Annotated in this window: 21 protein-coding genes; 6 read left to right on the top strand and 15 right to left on the bottom strand. The window is 72.8% G+C overall.

Annotated features, from left to right (window positions below):
* Positions 1–21: 21 nt before the first annotated feature.
* From EAD96_RS03445 to EAD96_RS03430, 4 genes are all read right to left on the bottom strand, one after another.
* Positions 22–744 carry a CDP-alcohol phosphatidyltransferase family protein gene (locus EAD96_RS03445; protein ID WP_121683236.1) on the bottom strand — a complete coding sequence of 241 codons (723 nt, stop codon included), beginning with the start codon at positions 742–744 and terminating at the stop codon, positions 22–24.
* Positions 719–1,786: an iron-containing alcohol dehydrogenase family protein gene (locus EAD96_RS03440; protein WP_121683235.1), complete on the bottom strand. Its 1,068-nt coding sequence runs from the start codon at positions 1,784–1,786 to the stop codon at positions 719–721. Before EAD96_RS03440 ends, EAD96_RS03445 begins: the two co-directional genes overlap by 26 nt.
* Positions 1,774–2,505, bottom strand: a complete 732-nt coding sequence (locus tag EAD96_RS03435) for a sugar phosphate nucleotidyltransferase (RefSeq protein ID WP_121683234.1) — start codon at positions 2,503–2,505, stop codon at positions 1,774–1,776. The genes EAD96_RS03440 and EAD96_RS03435 overlap by 13 nt, the downstream gene beginning before the upstream one ends.
* A gap of 70 nt (positions 2,506–2,575) precedes the next feature.
* The gene (locus tag EAD96_RS03430; RefSeq protein WP_233585397.1) at positions 2,576–3,031 is read right to left on the bottom strand and encodes an NUDIX domain-containing protein; all 456 of its coding nucleotides are present in this window, start codon (positions 3,029–3,031) and stop codon (positions 2,576–2,578) included.
* A 112-nt stretch (positions 3,032–3,143) separates the two neighbouring features.
* Here EAD96_RS03430 and EAD96_RS03425 point away from each other — a divergent pair, with 112 nt between their 5' ends.
* Positions 3,144–3,536 (top strand): cyclic nucleotide-binding/CBS domain-containing protein, encoded by a 393-nt coding sequence (locus EAD96_RS03425; RefSeq protein ID WP_013289279.1) that lies wholly within the window; start codon positions 3,144–3,146, stop codon positions 3,534–3,536.
* 98 nt (positions 3,537–3,634) lie between these two features.
* Here EAD96_RS03425 and EAD96_RS03420 read toward each other — a convergent pair whose 3' ends face one another.
* The 9 genes from EAD96_RS03420 to EAD96_RS03380 form a co-directional block, all read right to left on the bottom strand.
* Positions 3,635–6,691 (bottom strand): malectin domain-containing carbohydrate-binding protein, encoded by a 3,057-nt coding sequence (locus EAD96_RS03420; protein WP_233585394.1) that lies wholly within the window; start codon positions 6,689–6,691, stop codon positions 3,635–3,637.
* Between the two features lie 246 nt (positions 6,692–6,937).
* Positions 6,938–7,957 (bottom strand): glycoside hydrolase family 26 protein, encoded by a 1,020-nt coding sequence (locus EAD96_RS03415; protein ID WP_121683232.1) that lies wholly within the window; start codon positions 7,955–7,957, stop codon positions 6,938–6,940.
* A 144-nt stretch (positions 7,958–8,101) separates the two neighbouring features.
* The gene (locus EAD96_RS03410) at positions 8,102–9,034 is read right to left on the bottom strand and encodes a sulfotransferase (protein WP_121683231.1); all 933 of its coding nucleotides are present in this window, start codon (positions 9,032–9,034) and stop codon (positions 8,102–8,104) included.
* A gap of 28 nt (positions 9,035–9,062) precedes the next feature.
* Entirely contained in the window at positions 9,063–10,676 is a 1,614-nt protein-coding gene (locus EAD96_RS03405; protein WP_121683230.1) for a polysaccharide biosynthesis C-terminal domain-containing protein, read from the bottom strand.
* On the bottom strand, positions 10,643–11,506 hold the full coding sequence (locus tag EAD96_RS03400; protein WP_121683229.1) for a sulfotransferase: 864 nt from the start codon (positions 11,504–11,506) through the stop codon (positions 10,643–10,645). The genes EAD96_RS03405 and EAD96_RS03400 overlap by 34 nt, the downstream gene beginning before the upstream one ends.
* 17 nt (positions 11,507–11,523) lie before the next feature.
* A complete protein-coding gene (locus EAD96_RS03395) occupies positions 11,524–12,729 on the bottom strand; it encodes a hypothetical protein (RefSeq protein WP_121683228.1) in 1,206 nt (401 codons plus the stop codon).
* Positions 12,729–14,213 carry an O-antigen ligase gene (locus tag EAD96_RS03390; RefSeq protein WP_121683227.1) on the bottom strand — a complete coding sequence of 495 codons (1,485 nt, stop codon included), beginning with the start codon at positions 14,211–14,213 and terminating at the stop codon, positions 12,729–12,731. The genes EAD96_RS03395 and EAD96_RS03390 overlap by 1 nt, the downstream gene beginning before the upstream one ends.
* Entirely contained in the window at positions 14,210–15,217 is a 1,008-nt protein-coding gene (locus EAD96_RS03385; protein ID WP_120572602.1) for a DUF3048 domain-containing protein, read from the bottom strand. The genes EAD96_RS03390 and EAD96_RS03385 overlap by 4 nt, the downstream gene beginning before the upstream one ends.
* Positions 15,214–17,046, bottom strand: a complete 1,833-nt coding sequence (locus EAD96_RS03380; protein WP_121683226.1) for a Wzz/FepE/Etk N-terminal domain-containing protein — start codon at positions 17,044–17,046, stop codon at positions 15,214–15,216. The genes EAD96_RS03385 and EAD96_RS03380 overlap by 4 nt, the downstream gene beginning before the upstream one ends.
* Positions 17,047–17,545: 499 nt before the next feature.
* Here EAD96_RS03380 and EAD96_RS03375 point away from each other — a divergent pair, with 499 nt between their 5' ends.
* From EAD96_RS03375 to EAD96_RS03360, 4 genes are read left to right on the top strand one after another with little or no spacing between them, the layout of a single operon-like run.
* On the top strand, positions 17,546–18,022 hold the full coding sequence (locus EAD96_RS03375; RefSeq protein WP_013289269.1) for a polysaccharide biosynthesis protein: 477 nt from the start codon (positions 17,546–17,548) through the stop codon (positions 18,020–18,022).
* Positions 18,022–18,603, top strand: coding sequence for a glycosyltransferase (locus tag EAD96_RS03370; protein ID WP_121683225.1), 582 nt, complete (start codon positions 18,022–18,024; stop codon positions 18,601–18,603). The genes EAD96_RS03375 and EAD96_RS03370 overlap by 1 nt, the downstream gene beginning before the upstream one ends.
* Complete coding sequence (locus EAD96_RS03365; protein ID WP_120572605.1) at positions 18,600–19,601, top strand: sulfotransferase; 1,002 nt, start codon at positions 18,600–18,602, stop codon at positions 19,599–19,601. The genes EAD96_RS03370 and EAD96_RS03365 overlap by 4 nt, the downstream gene beginning before the upstream one ends.
* Entirely contained in the window at positions 19,598–20,512 is a 915-nt protein-coding gene (locus EAD96_RS03360) for a glycosyltransferase family 2 protein (RefSeq protein ID WP_013289266.1), read from the top strand. Before EAD96_RS03365 ends, EAD96_RS03360 begins: the two co-directional genes overlap by 4 nt.
* A gap of 61 nt (positions 20,513–20,573) precedes the next feature.
* On the opposite strand, the gene EAD96_RS03355 is transcribed toward EAD96_RS03360, so the two are convergent.
* Both EAD96_RS03355 and EAD96_RS03350 read right to left on the bottom strand, forming a co-directional pair.
* Positions 20,574–22,187 (bottom strand): hypothetical protein, encoded by a 1,614-nt coding sequence (locus EAD96_RS03355; RefSeq protein ID WP_120572606.1) that lies wholly within the window; start codon positions 22,185–22,187, stop codon positions 20,574–20,576.
* A gap of 101 nt (positions 22,188–22,288) precedes the next feature.
* Positions 22,289–23,167, bottom strand: coding sequence for a 3'(2'),5'-bisphosphate nucleotidase CysQ (locus tag EAD96_RS03350; protein ID WP_120572607.1), 879 nt, complete (start codon positions 23,165–23,167; stop codon positions 22,289–22,291).
* A gap of 197 nt (positions 23,168–23,364) precedes the next feature.
* Between EAD96_RS03350 and EAD96_RS03345 the strand changes: the two genes are divergently transcribed.
* Positions 23,365–24,459, top strand: a complete 1,095-nt coding sequence (locus EAD96_RS03345) for a PLP-dependent aminotransferase family protein (protein ID WP_013289263.1) — start codon at positions 23,365–23,367, stop codon at positions 24,457–24,459.
* Positions 24,460–24,703: the final 244 nt, after the last annotated feature.

Raw genomic sequence — 24,703 nt, 5'->3', positions numbered from 1 at the left:
GCGGGAGAGGACGGGAGGGGTTCAGCGCAGGGAGGCGCGGGCGGAGAACGCGATGCTCGCCAGCAGGAAGCCGCCGTTGACCACAGTGAACGCGACCATCAGCCAGAACGCCAGCGTGGGCGCGAACGCCAGCACCAGGCCGGCCACGAAGATCACCGCGCCGTAGTCGCGGACCAGCTTCACCAGGCGTACCGGGAGCGAGGTCGAGGTGACCATGCTCGCCGCGTTCGGCCCGGACTGCATCACCGAGGTCACCAGGTTGACCATCCAGGTGCCGGCGAACACCGCCACCAGCCAGACCGGCGTGGACGGGCGCTGCGCCACCGCCGTCGCGCCGATCGCGGCGACCAAGGCGATCTGGGCGGCCACGTCGCAGAGCACGTCGATCCGGGCGCCGGCCGCGCTGCCCTGACCGGTCACCCGGGCGAGCTGCCCGTCGGCGCAGTCCAGCGCGTACGCGATCTGCCAGGCGACCAGGGCGACCAGCCCGACCACCCAGGCCGGGACGGTGCCGGTGGCCACGTCGTCGGCGAGCGCCACCACTGTGACCGAGGCGGCCAGCCCTAGCACCAGGTTGGTCAGCGTCAGCGCGGTCGGGCGCAACCCCAGGCGCTGGGCCGCGAGCGCGAAGGCCGCCCCGATCCACTGGCTGATCGACTCGCTGAACAGGCCACCTCCCCGGTTGACCCGGTGGAAGTCGGCGACGGTGGGACGGGGCTCAGCCAATGTGGTCGCGGAGGGCACCGGCGTAGTCTGCCAGCCGCTCCCGCGTCTCGGTAGCCGACATCGCGAGGTGTTCGAGGATGGTGTAGCGGTCCGGCCGGGTGGCCGGCGCGAACTGCACCGCCTCCACGAACTGGTCGTCGGTCAGCTCGACCTCGGCGGGCAGCCGGGGCAGCCCGTGCCGGGTCAGGCAGGCCGCCATCTCGGCGAACCGGCGCTCGTCGCCGCGCAGGTACGTGCAGAACAGCGCGCCGAGCCCGGCCAGTTCGCCGTGCGAGGCGGTGCCGGGGAACAGCGCGTCGATCGCGTGCATGATCTCGTGGCAGCCGCCGCTGCACGGCCGGCTGGTGCCCTCGATCGCCATCGCCAGGCCGCTGGAGATCAGCGCGTCGGCGAGCACCGTGACGAAGCCGTCGTCGCTCATGTCGCCCGGGTGGTTGAGCACCGCCTCCGCGCCCGCCCGTGACAGCGAGGCGGCCAGCCCGTCGACCCGCTCACCGCGTACCCGCCGGGCCAGTTCCCAGTCCGCCAGCGCGCTGATGTTGCTGACCACGTCCCCGACGCCGGCCCGGTTGTGCCGCTCCGGCCCGGCCTCCACGAAGTCCAGGTCCACGATCACCGCGATCGGGATGTGCACGCCGTAGGAGCCCTTCAGGCCCTCGGTGATCAGGCTGGCGACCGGGGAGGCGATGCCGTCGTTGGCGAGGCTCGTCGCCACCGACACCATCGGCAGACCGCGCCGGGTCGCCGCGTACTTGGCCACGTCGATGGTCTTGCCGCCGCCGATGCCGACCACCGCGTCGTACGACCGGGCGCGCAGCTTCGCCCCCAGGTCGTCGGCGGCGTCGAGCGTGCCGCCGGCAACCGTGAAGACGTCGGCCGAGCGCAGCGACGGCCGGATCAGTTCGGCGATCCGCTCGCCCTGCCCCGGCCCGACCACCACGGCGACGTCGCCACCGGCGGAGATCCGCCCGTCGGAGAGGATCGCCGCCAGGTCGGCCACCGCGCCCCGCCGCACGTCGATGTGCAGCGGGGTGAGGACGCTGCGGGCTAGTAGCGGCACGCGATCTCCCGCGCCCGGGCCAGATCGGCGTGGTTGTCGACCTCGACCCAGGAGACGTCACCGATCGGGGCCGCCCGCACCTCGCCACCGCGCTCGGCGAACTCCTGGTAGCCGTCCTCGTAGTAGAGGTTCGGGTCCCGCCGCCAGGTCGTCTCCAGCGCGTCGGCCAGCGCGTCGGCCACCTGCGGCTCGATCAGCGTCGCGCCGATGTACTCGCCGTACGCCTCGCCCGGGTCCATCAGCTTGGTGATCCGGGTGAGCTGGCCGGCGGCGTCGAAGGTGGTCTTCATCTCCTCCTCGGCCAGCGGCTTGAGCGTGTCGACGGCGAGCAGGATGCCGGGGCCACGCTCGGCCAGCAGCGTCTTCTCCACGCTCACCGGGTGCACGGTGTCGCCGTTGACGAGCAGCACGCCCCGGGAGAAGTGCTCACGCGCCAGCCAGAGCGAGTACGCGTTGTTCCACTCCTCGGCCTTGTCGTTGTGGACAAGGGTGAGCGTGACGCCGTACTTCTCCTCCAGGGCGGCCTGGCGCTGCCGTACCGCGTCGGCCGCGTAGCCGACCACGATCACCACCTCGTTCAGCCCCACCTCGGCGAGGTTGCGCAGCGCGATGTCGAGGATGGTGGTCTCCCCGTCGACCGGCACCAGGGCCTTGGGCAGGGTGTCGGTGTACGGCCGCAGCCGGCGCCCCGCTCCCGCGGCGAGCACCATCCCGATCATGCCGACACGCTCCTCTTCTCGACCCGATTCCACCCGGCGAGGATATCGCCGGGCACCGAGCCGCAGTGGTTCAGCCCGTCAGCCCGATCGAGCGCAGCGCGGCGAAGCCGTCCTCAGCGATCCGCCGGATCAGCCCGTCGTTGACGTCCCGGTGCTCGTCGAGCAACGCGATGTCACGTTCGGCCAGCCAGCGGAACTCGGTGTGCTTGCCGGCTTCCAGCCGGGGCCGGCTCAGGTCGCCGTCCACCCGGATCAGGAAGTCGGTCTCCACCCGGGTCAGCCCGTCGTCGGCGGTGTACCGGTATTCGCCGACCAGGCCGAGCACGTGCGACACGGCCCAGCCGGTCTCCTCGGTGACCTCCCGGCGCAGCGCGTCGTCGATCTCCTCGCCCGGTTCGAGGTGGCCGCCGACGATGTCCCAGCAGTTCGGGAAGAGACGGCGGTCGGGGGATCGGCGTTGGATGAAGATGCGGCCGTCGTCGTCGACGATCAGCGCGCCGGCGCAGCGGAGGGGCTCGGTGGGCACCCTCCGACAGTAGCCATCCGGGCCGTCTCCGGCGATGCCCGTTCTTGTCCCGGTACGCATCGATGGCCCACCATGTCCGTACTCAGTCGCCGTCCCACAGGGGTGATGTGTGATGCAGGTACGGGAAGCGATGTCCAGCGAGGTACTCGTGGTCGGGCCGGAGCACACGCTCCGGCAGGCGGCCCGGATGATGTCGGCCCGCGGTGTCGGGTCGGCGGTCGTGATCGACCCGGACTCCGAGGGGGTCGGGATCATGACCGAACGCGATGTGCTGAAGGCGATCGGAGCCGGGCTCGACCCGGATGTCGAGCGCACCGGAGCACACCTGACCTGGGACGTCGTCTACGCCGGCCCGGACTGGACGGTCGAGGAGGCGGCCGCGGCGATGGCCCGCGGCGGGTTCCGTCACCTGGTCGTGCTCGACGGCCGGGAGGTGGCGGGAGTGATCTCGGTACGGGACCTGATGCGGGTCTGGGCGGGAGAGCACGCGCCGACCCGTACCTGACCGGCCCCGGCGCGACCGGCGCCGGGAAAGGGCGATGGCCCGGCCGATATCGGCCGGGCCATCGTCGTCATGCGTTCCGTTTCGGTCGTGCCCGCCCGTCAGGGGCCGACGAAGACCGAGGTGCCGCGCCAGTCCACGTCGTCGACGCCCGGACCGCTGCGCACCGTGGCGGAGCCGGTCGGCACGCCGTCCGACCACGCCATCGAGGACAGGTTGCCGGTGCTCCGGGAGACGACGTAGAGCGTGTCGCCGTCCAGGAACAGGCCGCCCGCGTCGGCGAAGGCGGTGGTGCCGGTGACCGTGTTGCGCTCGGCGCCGACGGTGCCGGTGTCCGGCGCGAACCCGCGCCAGAACAGCGTGCTCTGACCGGCCAGCGAGTAGTAGATCCGGCCGCTCTTGTAGAACATCGCGGTCACGTTCGGCAGCTCCGCGGCGAAGTTGCCGGTCATGCCGGCGTACGTGGAGCCCTCCGGCGCGGAGCCGGTGACGACCGTGTCCCACTTGGCGTCGTGATACGGGTCGAGCTTCTTGGCGGTGCCGAACTCGCTGCCGTCGAACGACCGCTTGTAGAGGTCGCCGCCGACGCCGTAGAACAGGTCACCACCGACCCAGAACGCGCCCTTGATCTTCGACCAGCCGGTGTTGTCGCCGTTCGACACCGACATCGCGTTGCCGACCGAGGTCGCACCGTCGTACGTGCGCTTGGTGATGCTGTCGACGGTGGTGGCCGGCGGTACCGGGGGCAGCTTGACGATCTCGATGCCCTGCACCAGCGGGTTCTCCAGGACGCGACCGAAGTCGATGTCGATGTTGCCGTCACTGGTGATCGGGAACGCGCGCATGGTGCCCCGGTTGGTGGCGCCGATCGCGGCGATCGGGTCGAAGTTGCTCAGCTTGACCACGCCGTCGATGGTCACGTTGAACTTGCGCTTGCCGGCGGTGGCGGTGCCGGCCCAGCGGTTCGCCAGGTAGAGACGCACCTGCACCGGCGTGCCGGCCGGGACCGGGAAGTCCCACTGCATGTCCGGCGCGGGCGACTCGTCCCACCGCTCCGCGTTGAACAGCTCGACCGGCGTGCCCGACGGCACCGTGCCGTCGACCGAGGCGTTCGTGGTGTAGCTGGTCACCTGGTTGCCGGCGTTGTGGTAGGTGCTCGGCGCGGCGGCGGTGTCCGCGGCCCAGGCCGGGCCGCTCGGCGCCGCCAGCTGGTCGCCACCCGCGTTGACCCGGTAGAGCACGTCCGAGGCGTCCGGCGTGGGCGCGGTCTTGACGATCTCGATGCCGTGCAGCAGCGGGTTCTGGAGCACCCGGCCGAAGTCGATGTCGACCACGCCGTCGCTGACCACCGAGATGGACTGCATGGTGCCGCGGTCGGTCCCGCCGGCCGCGACGACCGGGTCGAAGTCGTTCAGCTTGAGCACACCGTCGACGCTGACGTCGAACTTGCGGGCGCCCGGCTTGCTCGTGCCGGACCAGCGGTTGCCCATGTAGATCCGGACGTCGACCCGGGTGCCGGCCGCGACCGGGATGTCCCACTGCATGTCCGGCGCGGTCGCCTCGTCCCACCGCTCCGTGTTGAACAGCGTGGCCGGCGTGCTCGCCGGCACGGTGGCGTCGAACGTCGCGTTCGTGGCGTAGCTGGTGACCTGGTTGCCCGTGTTGTGGTACGGGCTGGGCTCGGTGGCGCTGTCGGCGGCCCAGTCCGGCCCGCCGTCGGTGGCCGGGATGGCCGGACCACCGGCGTTGACCCGGTAGAGCACCTCGGTCTGCGCCGCGCGGCCGGCCTGGTAGACGTTGCCCGGCAGACCCTTCGTGCTGGTCGAGTGCGGGGCGTTGCCACCGTCCAGCGGGAAGAAGGCGAGCCGCTTGCGCTGGTAGTCGAAGTTGCCGATGTACTCCTGGTCGCTGCCCATCCAGAGGCCCTCCGGGGTCACCAGCATCTCGGTGACGCCGTAGCCGCGCGGGTGGCGGCCCGGGTTCCAGGACAGCGGCAGGCCGCTCACCGGGTCGAGCGCCGCGATACTGGCCCGCGGCACCGCGCCCGGTCCGGCCTTGTCGCGGGCGAGCGGGTTGTTCGACCAGCGGAAGTGACCGCCGACGTAGATGGCCTTCTCGCTGATGCCGACGGAGAGGAACGTGTCGCCGCCGGAGAAGTTCGTCCAGGTCGGCTTCTGGCCGTCGCCGGTGGCGTCGGTCTCCCAGCGGGCCGCGGAGTCGCAGAGCGTGCCGGGGTACGACGCGCCGGTGGTGACCACCACGAAGTACTTGCTGTCCGGCGAGAACTGGATGTCGCGCACCCACGAGTCGAACGCGGCGTACTTGCAGGCCGCGGAGTAGCCGTCGGTGTTCCAGTCGGCGATCGTGGCCGAGCTCGCGCCCAGGTTGATCCGCACGATCTGGTCGTGCACCACGTCGTCGGCCTTCTTGAAGTTGCCGATCACGACGAGGTGCTTGCCGTCCGGCGAGACGGTGAACTTCTCCACGCCGACACCGGCCGAGGCCCCGTTGTTGGTCGGGGTCCAGTTGTGGTGCTCGGTGAGCGACACGGTGAGGTAGTCGTCCACCGCGCCGGTGGTCGGGTTCAGCGAGGCCAGCCCGTTGCGGTTGGTCGTCGCGGTGACAGTGGTGAAGATGCCGCCGACCAGCAGGTGGCCGTCGACGAGCGCGATGTCGTTCACGGTGCCGTTGAACGCCGGGCCCTTGAACCCGTCGACGGGGGTGCCGTCCGCGACGTTCAGCAGCGCCAGCTTGCGGAAGTTCTTGTCGCCGACCTTGTTGAACTTGCCGGCGACGTAGACCGTGCCCGGGGTCGGGCCGGCGATGATCGCGGTGACGTCACCGTCGAGCACCGGCGCGAACGCGTTGTCGATCTTGCCGGTCGCCTTGTCGAAGGCGAGCAGTCCGCGGCGGTCGACCGGGGTGGGTGAGGAACCCCGGTTCTGCGCGTTGGTGAACGAGCCGCCGACGATCACCTTGCTGCCGGCGTCGTGGATGGCCACGACGTTGCCGTCGTTGATGTTCGGCGTCTTGTCCGAGGGCACCTCGCCGACCATCGTGCTGTGGTCGGGCGCGGGGGCCGTGGCCGGCGCGGCGAGCGCCGGCACCGGTGTGAACAAGGTGGCGATGCCGAGCACGGCAGCGCCGAAGGCGGACACCGAGCGGTGTCTCAGGATCGAGGAAGCCACAGGCTACTCCGGGGGGAAAACGTCGGAGGCGCTGCGATCGTGGTCGGTGCCGACATGAGGCGGGGCGTCACTCGACCGACCGCAGACGTGAGAGCAATACCTTCTCGCATTCGGCCGTCGCCCGTCCACCCGGGTTCGGCCTTTTTGGCCGAGGAAACGCCCCGGGTCACACGAAAAGACGAGCGACGATCACCTGGTGGATACGGAGGGTGGTGCTCAGGGAACACTCAGGTCCGGCATCGGCGGCTGGAAGTACGGATCGGTCGCCATCTCCCGGAAGACCTGCTCGCTCTCCGGGTCGTTGCCGAACGTGCTGTCGTAGATGGGCTTCGCCGTCTGCCGGGCGGCGAAGTAGACGGCCGCCTTGATCTGCGGGTGCTTCTTCAGGTACGGCCCGACCTCGCGCATCCAGTCGGCCCGCTGCCCCGGCCGCCCGTCCTGGGTCAGGCCGTACTCGCCGATGATGACCGGCCGCGGATGCTTCTTGGCGAACGCCATGAAGTGGTCCATCCGGTTGGAGAAGCTGTTCCACTCCGGGCTGGGGTAGACGTCGGCGCAGAGCCAGTCGACCTGGTCGTCGCCGGGATAGTAGGCGGCGGCCCGCCGCTCCGGCTCGGCGAACCCGTCGGCGTGCGGGCACCACACCCAGCCCGCGTTGGTGACGCCCATCTCGGTGAAGATGCCGCGGACGTGCTTCCACGCGGCGACGTAGTCCTCCGGCGAGTGCATGCTCGCGGCCAGGTTGGGCCGGTCCATCTCCCACCGGTAGCGCAGCAGCACCGGGACGCCGAACTCCTTGACGTCCTTCGCGCGCTCCCGGATCAGCGAGTCGTAGACGCCGCTGACGGTGGACCGGGTGTCGGTGCCCTGCCACGAGATCATCTGGAGCTTGCCCTGCGCCTGGAACGCCCGCTCGGTGGCGCCCGGGAACGGCTCGTTCCACTCGTGGAACATGTGCGCGATGGCGAGCTGGCCGCCGGCCGCCCGGTTGAAGTCGTCGAACGCCTTCGCCCGCCCGCTGGCGTTGTGGAACTGCGGCTTGACCCAGGTGCCGAGCCAGGCCCCCTTCTCGGGCGGCTCCGGCCCGCGTCCGGTGGTGCGGACCGGAGCGGTCCGCGGTGTCACAGTCGGCGGAGGCGGCGCGGACGCCGTGCTCGTCTCGTCGGACCGCTCGGAGCCGATGTCACAGGCCGCCACCGCCGGTGCCAGCAAGGCCAGGCCCAGCACGGCAGCCATCGTCAGTCGTAACCGTCGTACCACCGCAACCTCTCCCCAGGACGGTCGCCGGCCACGGTATGGGGGCCCTGACGAATCCGCGTGGGCGGAGAGGCACGCCGGGCCTGGCGGGCGACCCCTGGCACTCTACCTGTGACGCGCCGCTCAGGCGGGGTAGCCGAGTCGCGTCAGCAGCGGCCCGGCCTGAGCCATCACGTCGGCCAGATCCTTTTCGGTCAGTCGCTGCCGCCAGCGCCCCACCGAACCCGGCCGCGCCTTGGCGAAGCGGGCGTGCAGCGCCTCCCGCCCGGCCGGGTCACGGACCTCCAGGAAGTCGGCCACCACGTCGGCCGCCTCGGCCGGGCGGGTGACGACGTCCTCGTAGCGCAGGTGCCGCACCCGCTCCGCGGGCAGCTCGGCGAGCTGGGTGAGCGCGCTGCTGGTGAACCGCCGCCACATCCAGGCCGACCGGCCCAGGTCGGAGACCTGCGTGAACTCGTCGCGCCGCTCCGGCTCCACCCAGAACCGGGGCGCGGCGCCCCACGGCGTACCGCCCCGGCCACTGCGGCCGCTGCCCGTCGACGCCGCGTTCAGCCAGGGCTGCTCGGCGTGCGACACCGCCACGTCCCGCCCGTCCCGGTAGACGTGCAGGAAGACCGCGTCCGGGAAGACCTCGGTCAGGAACGGCACGATGAAGCAGTTCTCCGGGTCCTTCTCGGCGAAACGCAGGCCGCCGTGCCCGGACGCGGCGAGCAGCGCCCCGTAGTAGCCCCGGAAGTAGCGGGCGGCCCGCTGCGGCGTCCAGCTTCCCTCGTAGACACAGCGGGCGACGGCCTTGGTCAGGCGCGGTTCGAAGTGGTACGACACGTCCGGCAGCGCGCCGACGCAACTGCCGAGGAACGTGGTGCCGGAGCGCGGGGCGCCGAGGATGAAGATCGGCCGCTCCACCTTCAGGGTGAGCCGGCGGCTGCCCCCCTCCACCGGCCGTTCCAGCTCGCGGCGTTCCTTGCGGTCCGCGAGCAGGCCGACTGCGGCGAGCTTCGCGGCCTTCACGGTGGACAGGCCGGAGTGCGGGGCGAGGGGGGAGTCGCTTGTCATCGAAGGTCCCATCGGTGCGCAGGATCGGTCAGGACTGGGCGGCCGGGTCCGCCCCGGCCCGGTTGCGGCCGCGGCGCAGGGCGCGCAGCGCGTCGAGGTGCAGGGTGCGCCGCCAGCGCCAGACACCCGCCGCGTACGCGGCCAGCCCGGCGGCGGTCACCAGCGCGAGCACCAGCGGACCGGCGCCGAGCAGGGTCGCCGCGCCGAGCGGCAGGCCCAGCGCGACCACCGCCAGCGCCATCGCGGCCCGGGTGCCGGCGCCGAACGGGTGCAGCCGCATCGACCACCAGAGCTGGGTCAGCGGCACCAGGTTGGTGACCAGGATGGAGACGGTCCAGGCCAGGGCCGCGCCGAGGATGCCGTAGCGCGGGATGAGCACCAGGTTGCCGACCACGTTGAGCACGGTGCCGGTCATCGCGTTGTAGAACGTCCACGCGGTGCGCCCGGCCATGTTGAGCACCATGTCGACCATGCCGCAGCCGGTGGCCAGCAGCATGGTCAGCGCCAGCAGCACCACGACCCGGCGGCCGTCGCCGTACCCGGATCCGAACAGCGCCAGCATCGGCGTGGCGAACGCCGCGAAGATCAGGTACGCGGGCCAGGAGAGCAGCACGAGCCAGCCGGTGGCGGCCTGGTAGAGCTGGCCCGCCTCGGCCCGGTCGTCGCGGGCGAACGCGGCGGCCAGCCGGTGCTGCACCGAGCTGGACAGCGCGACGCTGGAGAGCTGACCCAGCGCCAGGAACCGGGTCGCGGCCGTGTAGATCGCCGCGTCCGCCGGCCCGCGCAACGCGCTGAGCAGCACGATGTCCAGCCGCTGCACCACGATCGCGGCCAGGCTGCTGACCGCGCGCGGCCCGGTGAACCGCCAGAACGGCCCGGCCAGCTCGCGCGCCGGCACCGGCCGGGTCACCTGCCGCCCGGCCCGGCCGACGAGCCGGCTCAGCCAGAACAGCGCGACCACCGCGGCGATCAGGTACGGCACCACCCAGGCCAGCGGCAACGCGACGGTGGCGGACAGCCCGAGCCAGGCGGCGACCGCAACGGCCAGGAACTGCACGAGCGTGCGGCCGAGCCGCTCCACTGTCAGCAGCGGGCGCATCTGGCCGAAGCCCCGGCAGGCGGCGAGCGCGTAGTCGTTGAGCGCGGCCAGCGGCACGAACGCCAGCAGGATGCGCAGCGCGGTGACCGCCTCCGGCCCGGCCTCCGGCATGGTGGCCCGGGCCAGCGCCGGTGCGGCCAGCCAGCCGGCCAGCCCGAGCAGCGTGCCGACCACCAGCACCGGCAGCAACCCGACCAGGATCGTGCCCCGGATCTGGTCGCGGCGGTCGAGCGTGCGCTGACGGCTGACGAAGTAGACGGTGCCGACGTCGGTGCCGAGCCGCGCCGCCGACGCGGCGATCATGAACGCGCTGGTGGCCGCGAAGAACATGCCCGCCTCGCGGACCGACCAGCCCCGGGCGATGACGATGTTCAGGCCGAAGCCGGCCACCGCGGCCAGCCCGACCCCGACCAGGTTGGCGAAGCCCTGCCGGGCCGCGCCGCCCAGCCCCGCGCCCGGCCCGGGAGGCGGTGCGGTTAGCGTCGGGGTGCCGCCGGCGTCCGCCCGGGTCACCGCCGCCACGACGGCACGCGTCCCCACCACGCCGCCAGCCGCTCGTCGTACGGGGCGAAGTGGTCCTCCAGCCGGGTGCGCAGCTCCGCCGACATGGGCGAACGGGAGCGCGAGTTGTGCTTGCCGAAGGCGATGTCCGCCCAGCGGGGCAGCCCGAGGAAGTCGCAGACCGCGTCGAAGGAGGGACGCGGGTCGGCGAAGAAGTCGTCGCTGTCGATGACGTGCATGCGGTCCCGGCCGACGAGCGCCTCCAGGCGCTCCAGCTGCTCGATGTAGCGGCCCCGGGCCAGGTACGCGTTGTGCTGGAGGTGCTCACTGGCGTACGACGCGGAGCTGATCATCCGCTCCCGCTCGCCCGCCGTCCGGGACTCCTCCAGCGCGAGCGCGCGCTCGAAGTCCGTCTCGGTCTCGTAGCCGCGGGCCAGCTCGTGCGAGTGCGCGGAGTAGGCCCGCTCCACCGGGTCGCGCAGCAGCACCAGCAGCTTCACCGAGGGCAGGTCACGGGCGATGCGCTGCCCGGCCAGCGGGTGGAACATGTAGTACGGGCTGGACTCGCCGGTGATGCCGCGTACCCCGATCTGGGCCTTCACCGCCTCGGCCTTGCCGGTGGTGGGGAAGTGCCCGAGGTACCAGCTCATTCCCCGGTGGTAGTCCATGTCGAAGTAGTGCACGCCCTTGTGGTACGCGGGCGGCAGCACACCGGGATGCTGCGAGAGCGTCTTGAACAGCGAGGTGGTGCCGCAGCGCTGCGCCCCCACGATCAGGAATCCCGGCACCATCCGCGAACCGGCGGTCAAGCGGCCGACCGTCCGGCTCACCGACTTCACCGCGCGGAGCGCCTGCTCCTTGGCCAGCGTCACGTCCCCACTCCTCACTCTCACCCGGCCCGGCGGGCCAGGTGTTCCTCGACGGCGGGCAGCAGCCAGGTGTCGACGTGCCCCAGTCGCGCACCCGCCTCCGCCTGCCGGTCCCGCAGGTAGCGCGCCGCCAGCTCCACCAGGTAGAGCACGGCGACCAGATCGGCGCCCCCGCCGGTCTGGTCGAACGGCGCCAGGGTGGCTCCGGCGCCGGCGATCAGTGCCCGGGCCGCCTCGACCGGTTCCACCCCGTCGTGGCTCATCGCGCTCTGCACCGCCAGGTGCAGCGCGTCGTACCCGGCCGGCACGTCCGCCTCGAACCGCTCCCAGTCCCAGACCAGCACCCGGCCGTCGGCGAGCACCGCGCTGTTGCCGCCGTTCCAGTCCCCGTGCCAGGCGCCGAAGGCGACCACCGGGTCGGCGTCCGCGACGGACTTCAGCGCCGCGCGCAGCCGCCCGGCCTCCGGCCGGGGCCCGAGCGCGTCCACCGCGGCGGTGAGCCGCGTCGCGTGCCCGCTGCCCGCCCACGACTGCCGGCGTACGCCGAGACAGCCGGCGACCGCCACCATGGCCGCGCGCTCGGCCGCCTGGGCCGCGGCCGGGGTGGCCCGGGGCAGCCGCACCGGCAGCGCCTCCTGCACCAGCAGCGCGTGGCCGTGCCAGTCGCCGTGATGGCGGACCCCGGCCAGGACCACCGGGCCGAGCGGCACCTCGGCGAGGCGGCGCAGCGCGTCCGCCTCCGCGTGCACCAGCGCGCGGGTCAGCGGGTCGACGCCGAGCTTGGCGTACCCGAGGGCGCGGCCGTCCGGCGCGAGCAGTTGCAGCACCGGCTTGCGGTTCGCCCGGGCCGGCCCGATGTGCAGGCTCACCAGCGCCGGCTCACCGAGCACCTCGGTCAGGTACGCGTCCAGCCCGCCGCCGTCGGCCACCAGCCGGTCGCGGAACACCAGCGGGCCCAGCCCGAGCCGGAACGCGGTGGACAGCCCCTGCCGGACCAGCTTGGCCTTGCGGCCGACCGCCTCGGTGGAGTGCCGGACCGCGCTCGCCGCCGCCCGGCCGGAGCCGGTCGGCACGAGCAGCCGGGGGCGGGACGCCGAGGGCACCACCACCCAGCCGGCGCCGCCGCGCCGCAGGCTGGGCTCGGCAGGCTCGGGCCAGATCAGCCCGGCCAGTTCACCGAGGTACGCGGCGCGGCCGTCGCCGTCCGGGGGTACGCGGAACACCATCAGTGGTCACCGGTCTTTTCCAGTCGGGCCCGGAGCCCGGCGATCGTGCCCTCGGGTGGCGCCGGCCCGAGCGACCGGCGGATCCGGTCGTTGCGGGCCAGCAGGGCGACCGTGATCAGGGCGTAGGCGAGTGTCGCTTCCATCGCACCGTAGGTGAACTGGAAGAACAGCATGAGGATGAGCACGAGCGTGCCGGCGATCCCGATCGCGCTGTGGTCGCGCCGGTAGCGCCAGATGCAGTAGACGAAGAACGCGTTGTAGCAGATGGCGCCGACCCAGCCCTGCCCGACGAGCAGCGCCCAGACCTGGCCGTTGCTGCCCAGTTCCCGGTTGCCGCACTGCTTGCAGTCCTCGGACTTGCCGATGGCGATGGACCGGTTGCTGCCGATCAGCGCCCGGTTGCCGCCGTACCCGAGGATCGGCGAGTGGTTGGCCGCGGCGACCGCGCCCTGGGACAGCGTGGTCCGGATGTCGTCGCTGTGCCCGTTCTGGAGGCGTTCGTCGAAGGTGCGGCCGAGCGGTGTGGCGACGATCAGCACCCCGATCAGCCCGACCGCGAGGGCGAGCCCGCCGAGCACCACCATCCGGCCGCGCAGCGCGAGCCGCAGCGCGACGTATGCGGCCGCGATGCCGAGACCGATCCAGAGGCCGCGGTTCAACGAGTAGACGATCGGGAAGATCGCCGCCAGGGCGATGGCCACGCCGGCGGTACGGCGCAGCGGCTTGCCCAGCACGACCCAGCCGACGATCAGCCAGACCAGCAGGATCGCGGTGTTCTGGCCCCACGAGTTCGTGTAGGTGAACGGCGCGGACGGGCGGGGCGAACTGGCCTCCCCCTCGATCACCTGCTGCACCTGGGCGAACTTGATCTCCATGAGGGAGGTGACGTACGGGTGACCGGCGATCGACTGGGGCAGGACGAAGCGCAGCGGCGCCACGAACTTGAGGTCCGGGAAGAGCGAGCCGATCCAGCCGCCGAGGACCACGACCACGCCCATGAACCCGAACAGCCGGACCATCCGGCGCTGGGACAGCTCGCGGTCGCGGAGGTTGTAGACGTAGAGCATCGTCACGGTCATCGCGAGGTAGTTGGCGAGCCGGATGCCCCAGCCGATGTACTTGCCGCTGCCGCCCGGCGGCAGCGTGTTCGGCGCGGTGAGGTCGAGGGTGAGCACGGACAGGAACACCCAGAGCAGCAGGACCATCCAGATCCCGAAGCCGGGCGGCACCCGCACCGGGCCGCGCTTGCGCATCTGCCAGATCATCGGCACCGCGAAGATGACGAAGACGAAGCTCGACACCCCGAGCACCCACCACAGCGGGTACAGCAGGAAGACCCCGATCAGCGGCCATGCCGTCGGCAGCCGCCACGACCAGCCCTCCGGCCGTACCGTCACCGGCCGGAGACGGTTCCCGTCCGGCGGCGACACCGCCCCGACCGGGACCGTCCCGCGCGCGGTGCGGGGCGGGGTGGCGGTGCTCATTTCACGGAGACCTTGGCGGTGGTCGGGGCGTAGATCACCCAGGCGTTGCCGGGCTGGGGATGCAGGAGGTCGCCGCCGGTGTCGGCGAGCGTGCAGACCATGCCCAGGCCGGGCTTGCGCCACCGGCCCTTCGCGCTGTTCGGCCCGGACACCGCGACGACCGCGCCCTCGCCGAAGACGTTCGCCGACGGCAGTGAGCGCGGGGACGGCTTGCGCACGTCCAGCGTGCGGTATTCCATCGTCAGCACGATGACGGAGGCGGCGGTCACGGTGACCTTGCCGACCTTGCCGGCCCAGAGGGACTTCGCCTGGTCGTACCGCCAGACCATCGGCGGCCCGCCGGCCACTGTGACGGAGAGTTCGGTGGCGGGGGTGAGGTCGCGGGCGGCGAGCGCGTCGCCCTCGCCGGCGTGGTCGATCGGCGGGGAGGGCGGCTGCCCGCCCTTCGGGGCGGCCTTGAGCAGCGCGGCGGTCGAGGTGTAGTCGCCGGAGAAGACCTTGCCGCCGTCGTCCGGCGTGACGCCGTCGAGGTCGGAGTTCTCGAACTGGGACAGGAAGCCGGTGGGGCCGCCGGCGTAGCCGACGAACGGGCGCAGCACCGCGAGCGACCGGATGTCGACCGGCCGGATCTCGGTGACCGGGCCGATCTTGGCGGAGTCCTTGGAGTGGAACACCGCGGTCAGGTGCAGCGTGTCGGACTCGGCGAACTCGGCGTAGACCAGGTCGGCGGCGTCCAGGCCGGCCGGGGTGGTCGCGGGGCTCACCCGCAGCGGCACCGCGACCGCCTGGCGGGTGGCCGCCGCCGGGGTGCCGATCGGCGCGCCGGTCAGCGGGCCGGTGGGCAGGTTCTGCGTCGGGGCCGCCGAGGACGGCGAGGCGGTGACGTCGCCCGGGTCCGCCACCTGGATCTTTCCGGGCTTGGGCTCGGGTTCGCTGCATCCCGTACCGACGCCGAGGACGACGGCGGGAGCGAGCGCGGCACGGAGCATCTGCCGGCGGTTCACCCCAGGTCCTCGCCGGAGTCGAGGGCGTAGCTGCGGCCGTCGCCGTCACCGCGGGAGCGATACGTGCCGCCGGTGCCGTTGAGCGGCGCCGGCTTGCCCGGCATGCTCTGGTTGCCCGGGTTCGGCGGCGGGGTGGCCTTGCCCGGTGCCGGCTTCGCCGGGGCGGGGCGGGACGACTGCATGCGCGGCAGCACCATCGTCGACTCGGCGGACGGGCCGGGGCTCGGCCGGGGCTTGGGTCGGTTGGCCGGAGCCACCGGTGCGCTCGACCCGCCCGAGTTGCCCGAACCGCCCGACGCCGCCGGGCGGCTGGCGCCACCGGCCGGGACGGGCAGGCGCGGGGCCAGCACGGCACCGATCACCGGCGCGTTCACCTGCTCGAACTGCTGCAGGGCGGCGGTGATCTCGCCGCTGCGGGTCTTTCCCGCCTCGGCCACCATGATCACCGCGTCGACGTACCGGCCCAGGGCCTGGGCCTCCACGGCGAACGTGGGCTGTGCGGTCTCGATGATCACGTGGTCGAAGCGCGCGGACAGCTCGTGCATGATCTCCAGCAGACCGGCGACCGGCAGCTCGACCTCCGCGTCCAGGTCGCCCGGCACCAGCACGCGGAGCTGGCCCAGCCCCGGCACCGGCGCGAGCGCCTTGAGCGGGGGCACGTCGCGGCGGAGCACCGAGGCGAGGCTGTGCCGCCCCTCGGCCACACCGGTGATGGCGCCCAGCGCCGAGTCGGGCTTGGTGGTGATCAGCGCGACCTGCTGGCCGGTACGGGCGTACGCGGCGGCGAGGTTGGCGGCGACGAACCCGGCCGCGGTGCCGGCCGACGCGTCACAGAGCAGCAACTGGCGACCGCGCCCGCCCTGCGCCGGTTCGGGCACGGCGGACAGCAGCACGTTGCGCAGCCGGCCCAGTTCGCGGGAGACCCGGTGCGTGGCCGGCAGGACGGCGAGCGAGGGCGCACGCACCGGCAGTTCCAGCAGCAGCGGCAGGCCGACCCGGTCGGAGATGTCGCGGCCGCGCCGGATCCGGGTGTCGAGCCGGTCCAGCACCAGCGCCAGCACGATGCCGAGCAGCAGGCCCGCGCCGATGCCGCTGGCGAGGTTGAGCGTGCGGTTCGGCGAGCTGGGCGACTCCGGCAGACGGGCGTCGGAGATGATCTCGCCGGGGTCGGAGCCGGCCGAGACCAGCGGGCTGAGCCGGTTGTTCAGGCCGGTGATCTGGCTGGTGAGCAGGCTCCGTTCGGCCTCGGCCCGCTCCCGCTCGGGCGAGTTCGACGGCGCCGCCGCGATCCGCCCGGCGACCGCGCTGAGCTGCTTCTGCAGCTCGGCGATCTGCTGCTTGAGCGCGTTGGTCTCGTTCTCCAGCGCCTTCTGCGCGGTGGCCTTGCGCAGGTCCAGGTACGCCTGGGCGAACGCGTGCGAGCCCGACTGGGCGCCCTCGGGGCTGTTCGCCTCGTACGCCACCTGGAGGATCTGGCTGTTCGGCGGCACCTTGACGGTCACCGACTTGACGAGCTGGTCGGCGCCGGTGTCGACCTTCATCAGCGCCTTGGCCCGCTCGGCCACCACCAGGGAGCGGACCACCTGGGCCTCGGTGTCGAGGTTGACCTTGGCGTTGGGGTTGTTCTCCGCGCCCGTGCCGAGCGGGCGCACCAGCAGCGAGGTGGTCGAGGTGTAGCGCGCCTCCTGGATCTGGTTCAGCGCGAGCCCACCGCCCAGGCCGAGGGCCGCGGCGAGCAGCAGGATCCACCAGCGGCGGCGCAGCCAGCCCAGGTATGCCATCAGGGCAAGACCGTCGGCGTCGCTCTCGGCCAAATGGGGTGAGGGCATCAGATTCTGTCGCTCCCTTTCGACCGAGCCGGGCAGTCCACGGCACAGCTGGACCTGACCGTGGCCTTGAGTGTCCCCGATCCGAACGACGAGGGAAAGTCTGCTCACGTTCCGGTAAGCCTGCCCGGGTGTGGGCAGCCCGCGTAGAAATGGCCGATCGGCGCTGACCATTCGGCGGGTTTCCCGGTGTTGGGCCTGACCTGCCCCCGGATAAGCCGACGTCGCCGGCGGCTCTCGTGCGGAGCGGTGACGGAATCCTGACACATCTCACTTTCTCCCGGTGTCCCGGCCCGGCAGCCGGGGCGCACCGGGCTGACCTGGACGGTGACCGGCCGGTGCACATCCCAGTGGCGGGAATCGAGAGGTGAGCCGACCGGCGAGCCAGGATCCGTCCAATGGCCCCTTCAGTTGCCCATGGGCGCGCCAGTAGGTTGTCAGGACGCGTCCGAGGGGCATTCACAAAAATCCGGACGCGTCATCCGCGTACGGGAGGACTTTTGTGGTGAGCGGGTCAACCGAGGACTCGGGGCAGGTCCTGCTGGTGGGTTCCAGTGGCGGGCACCTGGCCCAGCTCCTGGCCCTGGAACCGTGGTACCGGGACCGGCGCCGCGCATGGGTAACCTTCGACACCCCGGACGCGCGCTCGCTGCTCGCCGGTGAGGACGTGGTCTGGGCGCACCACCCCACCACACGCAACGTCAAGAACCTGGTACGCAACGCGTTCCTCGCGCTGAAGGTGATCCGCCGGCGCCAGGTCGACGCCGTGGTCACCACCGGCGCCGGGGTCGCCCTGCCGTTCGTGGTGGCGGCCCGGATGCGCAAGATCCCGACGGTCTACATCGAGGTGTACGACCGGATCGACAGCGCGACGCTCACCGCCCGGCTCTGCCGTCCCTTCCTCTCCGCGATGCTCGTGCAGTGGGACGAGCAGCGCCGGATGTACCCGGAGGCCACCGTCGTGGGGAATCTGCTCTGATGGCGCACATTCCGCAGCAGCGGGACCGGCGTTCCGCGGCACCGTACGTGCTGGTCGTGGTCGGCACCGACGTGCACCGCTTCGACCGGCTGGTCGGCTGGCTGGAGCGCTGGCACGCGACCCGTCCCGAGGTCCGGCTGGTCCTCCAGTACGGCCACAGCCGCACCCCGGCCCTGCCCGGGGCCACCCCGTTCCTCGGCCACGAGGAACTCCAGCGGGCGATGGCGGAGTCGACGCTCGTGGTCAGCCACGGCGGCCCGGCCACCATCACCGAGGCCCGGCGCAACGGCCACCTGCCGATCGTGGTGCCCCGCGACCCGTCGCACGACGAGCACGTCGACAACCACCAGCAGCTGTTCTCCCGCCGTCTGGGCGCGGCCGGCATGGTGCGGCTGTGCGAGTCCGAGGCCGAGCTGCTCGCCGCGCTGGACGAAGGGCTGGCCGACCCGAGCCGGTTCGTCCTGGCCGCCGACCCGGGCCGCCCGGACCCCCGCGCCGAGGCGGTCGCCCGCGTCGGCGCGGTGATCGACGAGCTGGTGGCCCGCCGGGTACGGCAACGAGCCGTCGGGCGTCGCGGATGAGCGCCCCCGATCCGGCGCCGCCGCGGGTCCTCTTCGTCGGCGGCCTCGGCCGCAGCGGTTCCACGCTGCTGGAACTGCTGCTGGCGCAGAGCGCCGACGTGTGTGCCGTCGGTGAGGTGGTGCACCTGTGGGAGCGGGCGCTCGGCGCCGACGAGCGCTGCGGCTGCGGTGAGCGGTTCACCGCCTGCCCGTTCTGGCGGCAGGTCGGCGACCAGGCGTTCGGCGGCTGGGCCGCTGTGGACCGGGACGACGTGCTGGCGCTCAAGGACCGGGTCGACCGGACCCGGCACATCCCCCGGCTCGCGAAGGACGCGCTCCCGCCGGACCAGTTGGCCGACGTACGCCGCTACGCCGACCTGTACACCCGGATCTACCGGGCCGCGCTGTCGGTGACCGGCGCCCGGGTGGTGGTGGACTCCAGCAAGCACGCCTCGCTCGCCTTCGCGCTGCGCTGGGCAGAAGGGCTGGACCTGCGGGTGCTGCACCTGGTCCGGGACAGCCGGGCGGTGGCGTACTCGTGGGGCAAGCAGGTGCGCCGCCCCGAGGTGGTCGACGGCGAGGACTTCATGCCGACCTTCTCGCCGTTCGAGGTGAGCAAGCTGTGGACCGCGCAGAACGCCGCGTTCCACCTGCTCGCCTCCCGGGCGAAGGTGCTGCGGCTGCGGTACGAGGACTTCACCGCCGACCCGGCCGGGACGGTACGCCGGGTGCGGGACTTCGCCGGCCTGCCGGACGACCCGGCCGCGCTGCGCATCCTGTCCGGAACCGACGAGACGGGCGCGGCGCCCGAGCCGGCCGCGCCGTTCCGGGCGCACAGCGTCGCCGGCAACCCGCTGCGGTTCAGCGGCGGGCCGTTGACGGTGCGCCGGGACGAGGCGTGGCGGGACCGCCTGCCGCGCCGCAGCCGTGCCGTGGTCAGCCTGGCCACGCTTCCCCTGCGGGTCCGCTACGGCTATCTGGGCCAGCGGGGATCCGACGAGTCCGTGGAGAGAGCATGAGTGGGCCGAGCATCTCGGTCGTCGTACCGACGCGGGACCGTCCGGAGCTGCTGCGTGCGGCGCTCGACGCGATCCTCAGCCAGGCGCACCCGGGCCTGATCGAGGCGATCGTGGTCTACGACCAGTCCGAACCGGACCGGTCCCTGGAGACCGACCGGGGTGACCGCCGGATCCGGGTGATCACGAATACCCGTACCGCCGGGCTGGCCGGCGCGCGCAACACCGGCATCGAGGCGGCCACCGGCGACTGGGTGGCGTTCTGCGACGACGACGACGAGTGGCTGCCCGGCAAGCTGGCCGCCCAGTTCGGGGCGCTCGACGCGCACCCGGACGGCGCGCTGGTGAGCTGCGGCATCCGGGTCAGCTACGACGACCGTACGGTGGACCGTTCGCTGGACCGCGCCCGGATCTCGCTGGAGGCGCTGCTGCGCGACCGGCTCACCGAGCTGCACCCGTCCACGTTCCTGATCCGCCGAGCCGCGCTGCTCGACGCGATCGGGCTGGTGGACGAGCAGATCCCGGGCAGCTACGCGGAGGACTACGAGTTCCTGCTCCGCGCCGCCCGCTACGCCCCGCTGGTGAACGTGGAGAGCCCGTACGTGCTGGTCCGCTGGCACAAGCGGTCCTACTTCGCGCAGCGCTGGGAGACCATCTCGACTGCGTTGCAGTGGCTGCTGCGCCGCTACCCGGAGTTCGCCACGGTGCCGCACGGCGAGGCGCGGGTGGCCGGGCAGATCGCCTTCGCGCAGGCGGCCATGGGCAACCGCCGCGACGCGGTCCGCTGGGCCCGGCGCACGCTGGCCCGCAACCCGAAGGAACCGCGCGCCTACCTGGCGCTGGCGGTGGCGAGCCGGGCGGTGCAGGCCGACCGGGTGCTGCGCACGCTGCACAAGCGCGGCCGGGGCATCTGAGCCGTACGCGAAGCGGGCGGGCGACCGAGGTCGCCCGCCCGTTTCCGTTCCGTCGCCGGGGTCAGGCCGTGCAGAAGGACTTCCACGCCTGGATGCTCGGCTGGTCGAGCAGCCGGAAGTCGCCCTGGCTGACCGTCTGGTTGTAGTACGCCACGAACTCCGGCCGCTGGCCGTTGAGGAAGCCGGTCATCGACCGGATCCAGGCCGCCCGGCCGGTGCCCGAGTCACCCGGGACCAGGTCGCTGCCGGTCTCCGCGACGCCCCAAGGCTTGCCGAGCGCCTTGGACTTGCTGATCATCGCGCCGTAGATCTCCTGCGGCGGGGCGTACCGCTTCCACTTGGCGCCCCAGTTGTAGCAGTCCCAGCCGAGCGCCTCGATCACGTCGCCGCCGGGGTAGAAGGCGTCGAAGCTGCGCCCGGACTTCGGGTCGAGCGTCCAGCACATCAGGATCAGCGTGTTGATCAGCTTGGGGTTGCCGGTCCGGTCGGCCAGGCCGGCGATCCGCTTCCACGCCGTCCGGTACGCCGCCGTGCTGAACGCACCGCGCTCGACGTCGTCCTCCGGCTCGTGGAAGTACGACCAGTAGACGTTGTGCTCGCGCGGGATCGAGGCGAACCAGGAGGTCAGGCGGGAGTCGAACTTGCCGGTGTTGACCTCCTGCGGCGACGCCTTGAACGACACCACCACGGTCCGGTCCACCACGTCGGCCCGGCTGCCGGACCAGGCCGGCGGCAGGCCGGGGAAGAAGATCCGGGCCATCCGCAGCTTGCCGAAGGTCCGGTCGGACCGGGCCAGCGCCTGGCCGAACGTCTCCCCGTTCTGCACGCCGATCGAGGCGCCGGGCAGCGTCAGCCGCGTACCGGTGAAGCCCGGTCCGGCGGCCGCGGAGGCCGACGGACGCGCCGAGGGCTTGCCGCCGAGGCCCTGGTCGGCGCCCGGGGACGCCGGGCCGGAGGTGGCCGGCGTGCCCGGGCCCATCGAGGTCGCGGGCCCGACCGAGCCCGGGGTCCCGCCCGCCTGCCGGTCCGTCGAGTCGGGTCGCAGCGCGGCCACCGCGACCCCGCTGCCGGTCACCGCCACGGCCACGGCCGCGGCGATGGCGACGCGCCAGCGCCGCCATGAACCGCCGGACGACGGCGCGGGTACCGGGGCGAGCGGCGGCGCGGGCGGCCGGCCCGGCCCATCGGCGGCCGGTCCGTGTGACACGTCCGCCGGGGGCGGTCCGGTCAGGGTGGCGGTCGCCGTGGTGCCCGCACCCCAGCCCGCCTCGCCCGACGGTCCGGCCCCGCCGGGCCCGTCGTGCGGCGTCCAGCCGGTGCGGCCGTCCGTCGCCGGGCCGGCCTGCGTGGCCCAGTCGTCGTGCGGCTCACCCTGCGGCGGCCAGGCGGCGTCGCCGTGGCCTGCCGGCCCGTGCTGCGGCGACCAGCCGTTCGTCGTGCCGGGCGCGGCGTCCCAGCCGGCCCGGTCGTGCCCCGGCCCGTCGTGGCGACCGGCGTCGTGCCGGTCGTGCTCGGGCCAGGGCAGGTCACCCCCCGGTCCGGCCGGTGGTGGCGGCGTGCTCTCGGCCTCCGGCCAGGGCAGCGAAGGGCCGCCCACCTGGCGCGGAATGTCCTGACCCGGCCACAGGCCGGTCGGCTGCCCGAAGGCATTGTGCGACTCTCGGTCGGCCGGCATGACCCTCCCTGGCTGTCGGCGGCCCGTGGTCGGGGCTCAGATCGTCACGCATTCCCGCCTGACGATAACCCTCATCCACCTGGCCGTACGTACCGTGACACTCAGCCGAACGCCCCACCCTGGTTGTCGGTGACGGTCGAAGCGGGCATCTCGACCCCGGTCCGGGCGATCGCGTCGAGCAACTGGTCGGCCAGTTCGGGCCGGCAGACCAGCAGATCCGGCAGGCGCGGGTCGGCGCGGTTGTAGCGCAGCGGCGAACCGTCGATCCGGGACGCGTGCATGCCCGCGCCCAGCGCCACGGCGACCGGGGCGGCACTGTCCCACTCGTACTGACCGCCCGCGTGGACGTACGCGTCGACCTCGCCGGTCACCACCGCGCAGACCTTCACACCGGCCGAGCCCATCGGCACCGCCGTGGCGCCGAGCATCTCGACCAGCTCGCCCACGAACGCGGGCGGGCGGCTGCGGCTCACCGCGATCCGGATCGGCCCGTCCGACGGCTTCGGCTGCGGGCAGGTGGTGCCGAGCACGAGCGGCGTACCGTCCACCGTGGTCCGGGCCGGCATGCCGACCGCGCCGGCGACCAGGGCGCCGTCGGGGGCGGCGGAGCGCTGCCAGAGCGCCACGTGCACCGCCCAGTCGTCCCGCCCCTCCTCGGAGAACTCGCGCGTGCCGTCCAGCGGGTCGATGATCCAGACCCGGTCCGCCTCGTGCCGGGGTGCGCGCTCGCCGTCCGCCCACGCGCGGCGCGAGTCGGCCTCCTCCTCGGAGAGCACCGCGTCGGCCGGCCGCAGCCGGGCCAGCGCCGCCGTCATCAGCTCGTGCGACGCGCGGTCGCCGGCGTCCTTGAGCGCCTTCGGGTCGGCGAAGCCCTGCCGGTCCCGCAGCGCGGTGAGCGCCCTGCCGGCCTCGGTCGCCAGCCACTGCGCGAACCGCTGGTCGTCGAGCCGTCCCGCCTCGTCCTCGGTCACGAGCCCCATCCCTTGTTCTCCGGGTCTGCCGCGACCCGTCATCCTTCGGCGTCCGGTCGGACCGGCGCCAGCGTCCGTCGGATCGTAGACAGTCGCGAGGCGGTCTCGGATCCCCCGGACGCACCGGTGACCCGGCCGGCCGCCCGCATGTTGAACTTCGCGTGTATCGCGGTCGGACCCGCCGGGCCAGGCCCTAGGCTCTGCGCATGACCGCCGAGCAGCTGATCTCGTTCGCCCGTGGCGCGCCTTCGCTGGACATCGTCGATGTCGAGGGGCTCAAGGCCGCCGCCGTCCGCGCCTTCGACGCCGACCCCGCCGGGGTCACCGCGTACGGCACCTCCGTCGGCTACCCGCCCTTGCGGAAGTGGATCGCCGAGAAGCACGGCGTCGAGGCCGACCAGGTGCTGATCACCAACGGCTCGTTGCAGGCCGACGCGTTCCTCTTCGACCACCTGGTCCGCCGGGGCGACGCGGTGGTGGTCGAGCGCCCGACGTACGACCGCACGCTGCTCAACCTGAAGCAGATGGGCGGCGAGGTGCACGGCGTGACGATCCAGCCGGACGGTCTGGACACCGCCGAGCTGCGCAAGCTGCTGGAGTCCGGGGTGCGGCCGCGGCTGGCCCACGTGATCCCGAACTACCAGAACCCGGCCGGCGTGACGCTCTCCCTGGAGAAGCGCCGTGAGCTGCTGGACCTGGCCGCCGAGTACGACTTCACGATCTTCGAGGACGACCCGTACGCGGACATCCGGTTCCGGGGCGAGCCGCTGCCCTCGATGCTGTCGATGGACACCCGGGGCGTGGTGGTGCACGCCTCCAGCTTCACCAAGACGGTCTGCCCGGGCGTACGGGTCGGCTACCTGGTCGGCCCGGCCGAGCTGATCGCGGCGATCGCGAAGCGGGCCACCAACCTCTACATCTCGCCCGGCATGGTGGCCCAGGCGATCGTGCACCAGTTCTGCGTCTCCGGCGCGATCGAGGAGTCGATCCGGACGGTCCGTTCGGCGCTCGGCGAGCGGTCGGCGGTGCTGGCCGAGTCGCTGCGCCGGCACATTCCGGAGGCCCGGTTCGTGGAGCCGGACGGCGGCTACTTCCTCTGGGTGGAGCTGCCGGAGGACGTCGAGGTCGACCGGCTCGCCCCGGCCGCCGCCGAGCGTGGCGTGGCGGTGGTGAAGGGCAGCGACTTCATGGTCGACGGAGGCCGGCACGCGCTGCGCCTGGCGTACTCGGCGGTGACCGCGGACCGGATCGACGAGGGTGTGCGGCGTCTCGCCGAGGCGATGGCCGCCGTACGCGGCTGATTTTCTGTCGGGTTTCTGACAAAAAGGCCCCGCTGGCCGGTTCGGCTCTCCCGCTGAACCGGCCGGCAGCCCACAATGCTGCGAGTGCCGCTCACCTTCTGCCGGTGACCAGCCCGCACGCCGGACGACCGGCCGGGCCGGCGGCACGCCCAGCATCACTCCCGCCCCCAAGGGGTGCCGGGTGGGCCGTGTCAGGAGCGTGAGCGGCCACACGGCCCACCCGCCACCCCTCGGGGGCGGGAGT

This window comes from Micromonospora sp. BL1 (genome assembly GCF_003667485.1).
Lineage (GTDB): Bacteria > Actinomycetota > Actinomycetes > Mycobacteriales > Micromonosporaceae > Micromonospora > Micromonospora tulbaghiae.
Note: the sequence above shows the minus strand (reverse complement) of the source record. Positions and strands in the feature narration are given on the sequence as shown.

Coding starts and splice junctions, on each gene's coding strand:
- EAD96_RS03360 (WP_013289266.1), top strand. CDS start 19,598: ATGAGTGGGCCGAGCATCTCGGTCGTCGTACCGACGCGGGACCGTCCG.
- EAD96_RS03410 (WP_121683231.1), bottom strand. CDS start 9,034: ATGACAAGCGACTCCCCCCTCGCCCCGCACTCCGGCCTGTCCACCGTG.
- EAD96_RS03355 (WP_120572606.1), bottom strand. CDS start 22,187: ATGCCGGCCGACCGAGAGTCGCACAATGCCTTCGGGCAGCCGACCGGC.
- EAD96_RS03345 (WP_013289263.1), top strand. CDS start 23,365: ATGACCGCCGAGCAGCTGATCTCGTTCGCCCGTGGCGCGCCTTCGCTG.
- EAD96_RS03380 (WP_121683226.1), bottom strand. CDS start 17,046: ATGCCCTCACCCCATTTGGCCGAGAGCGACGCCGACGGTCTTGCCCTG.
- EAD96_RS03395 (WP_121683228.1), bottom strand. CDS start 12,729: ATGGTGTTCCGCGTACCCCCGGACGGCGACGGCCGCGCCGCGTACCTC.
- EAD96_RS03425 (WP_013289279.1), top strand. CDS start 3,144: ATGCAGGTACGGGAAGCGATGTCCAGCGAGGTACTCGTGGTCGGGCCG.
- EAD96_RS03365 (WP_120572605.1), top strand. CDS start 18,600: ATGAGCGCCCCCGATCCGGCGCCGCCGCGGGTCCTCTTCGTCGGCGGC.
- EAD96_RS03370 (WP_121683225.1), top strand. CDS start 18,022: ATGGCGCACATTCCGCAGCAGCGGGACCGGCGTTCCGCGGCACCGTAC.
- EAD96_RS03390 (WP_121683227.1), bottom strand. CDS start 14,213: ATGAGCACCGCCACCCCGCCCCGCACCGCGCGCGGGACGGTCCCGGTC.
- EAD96_RS03350 (WP_120572607.1), bottom strand. CDS start 23,167: ATGGGGCTCGTGACCGAGGACGAGGCGGGACGGCTCGACGACCAGCGG.
- EAD96_RS03415 (WP_121683232.1), bottom strand. CDS start 7,957: ATGGCTGCCGTGCTGGGCCTGGCCTTGCTGGCACCGGCGGTGGCGGCC.
- EAD96_RS03435 (WP_121683234.1), bottom strand. CDS start 2,505: ATGATCGGGATGGTGCTCGCCGCGGGAGCGGGGCGCCGGCTGCGGCCG.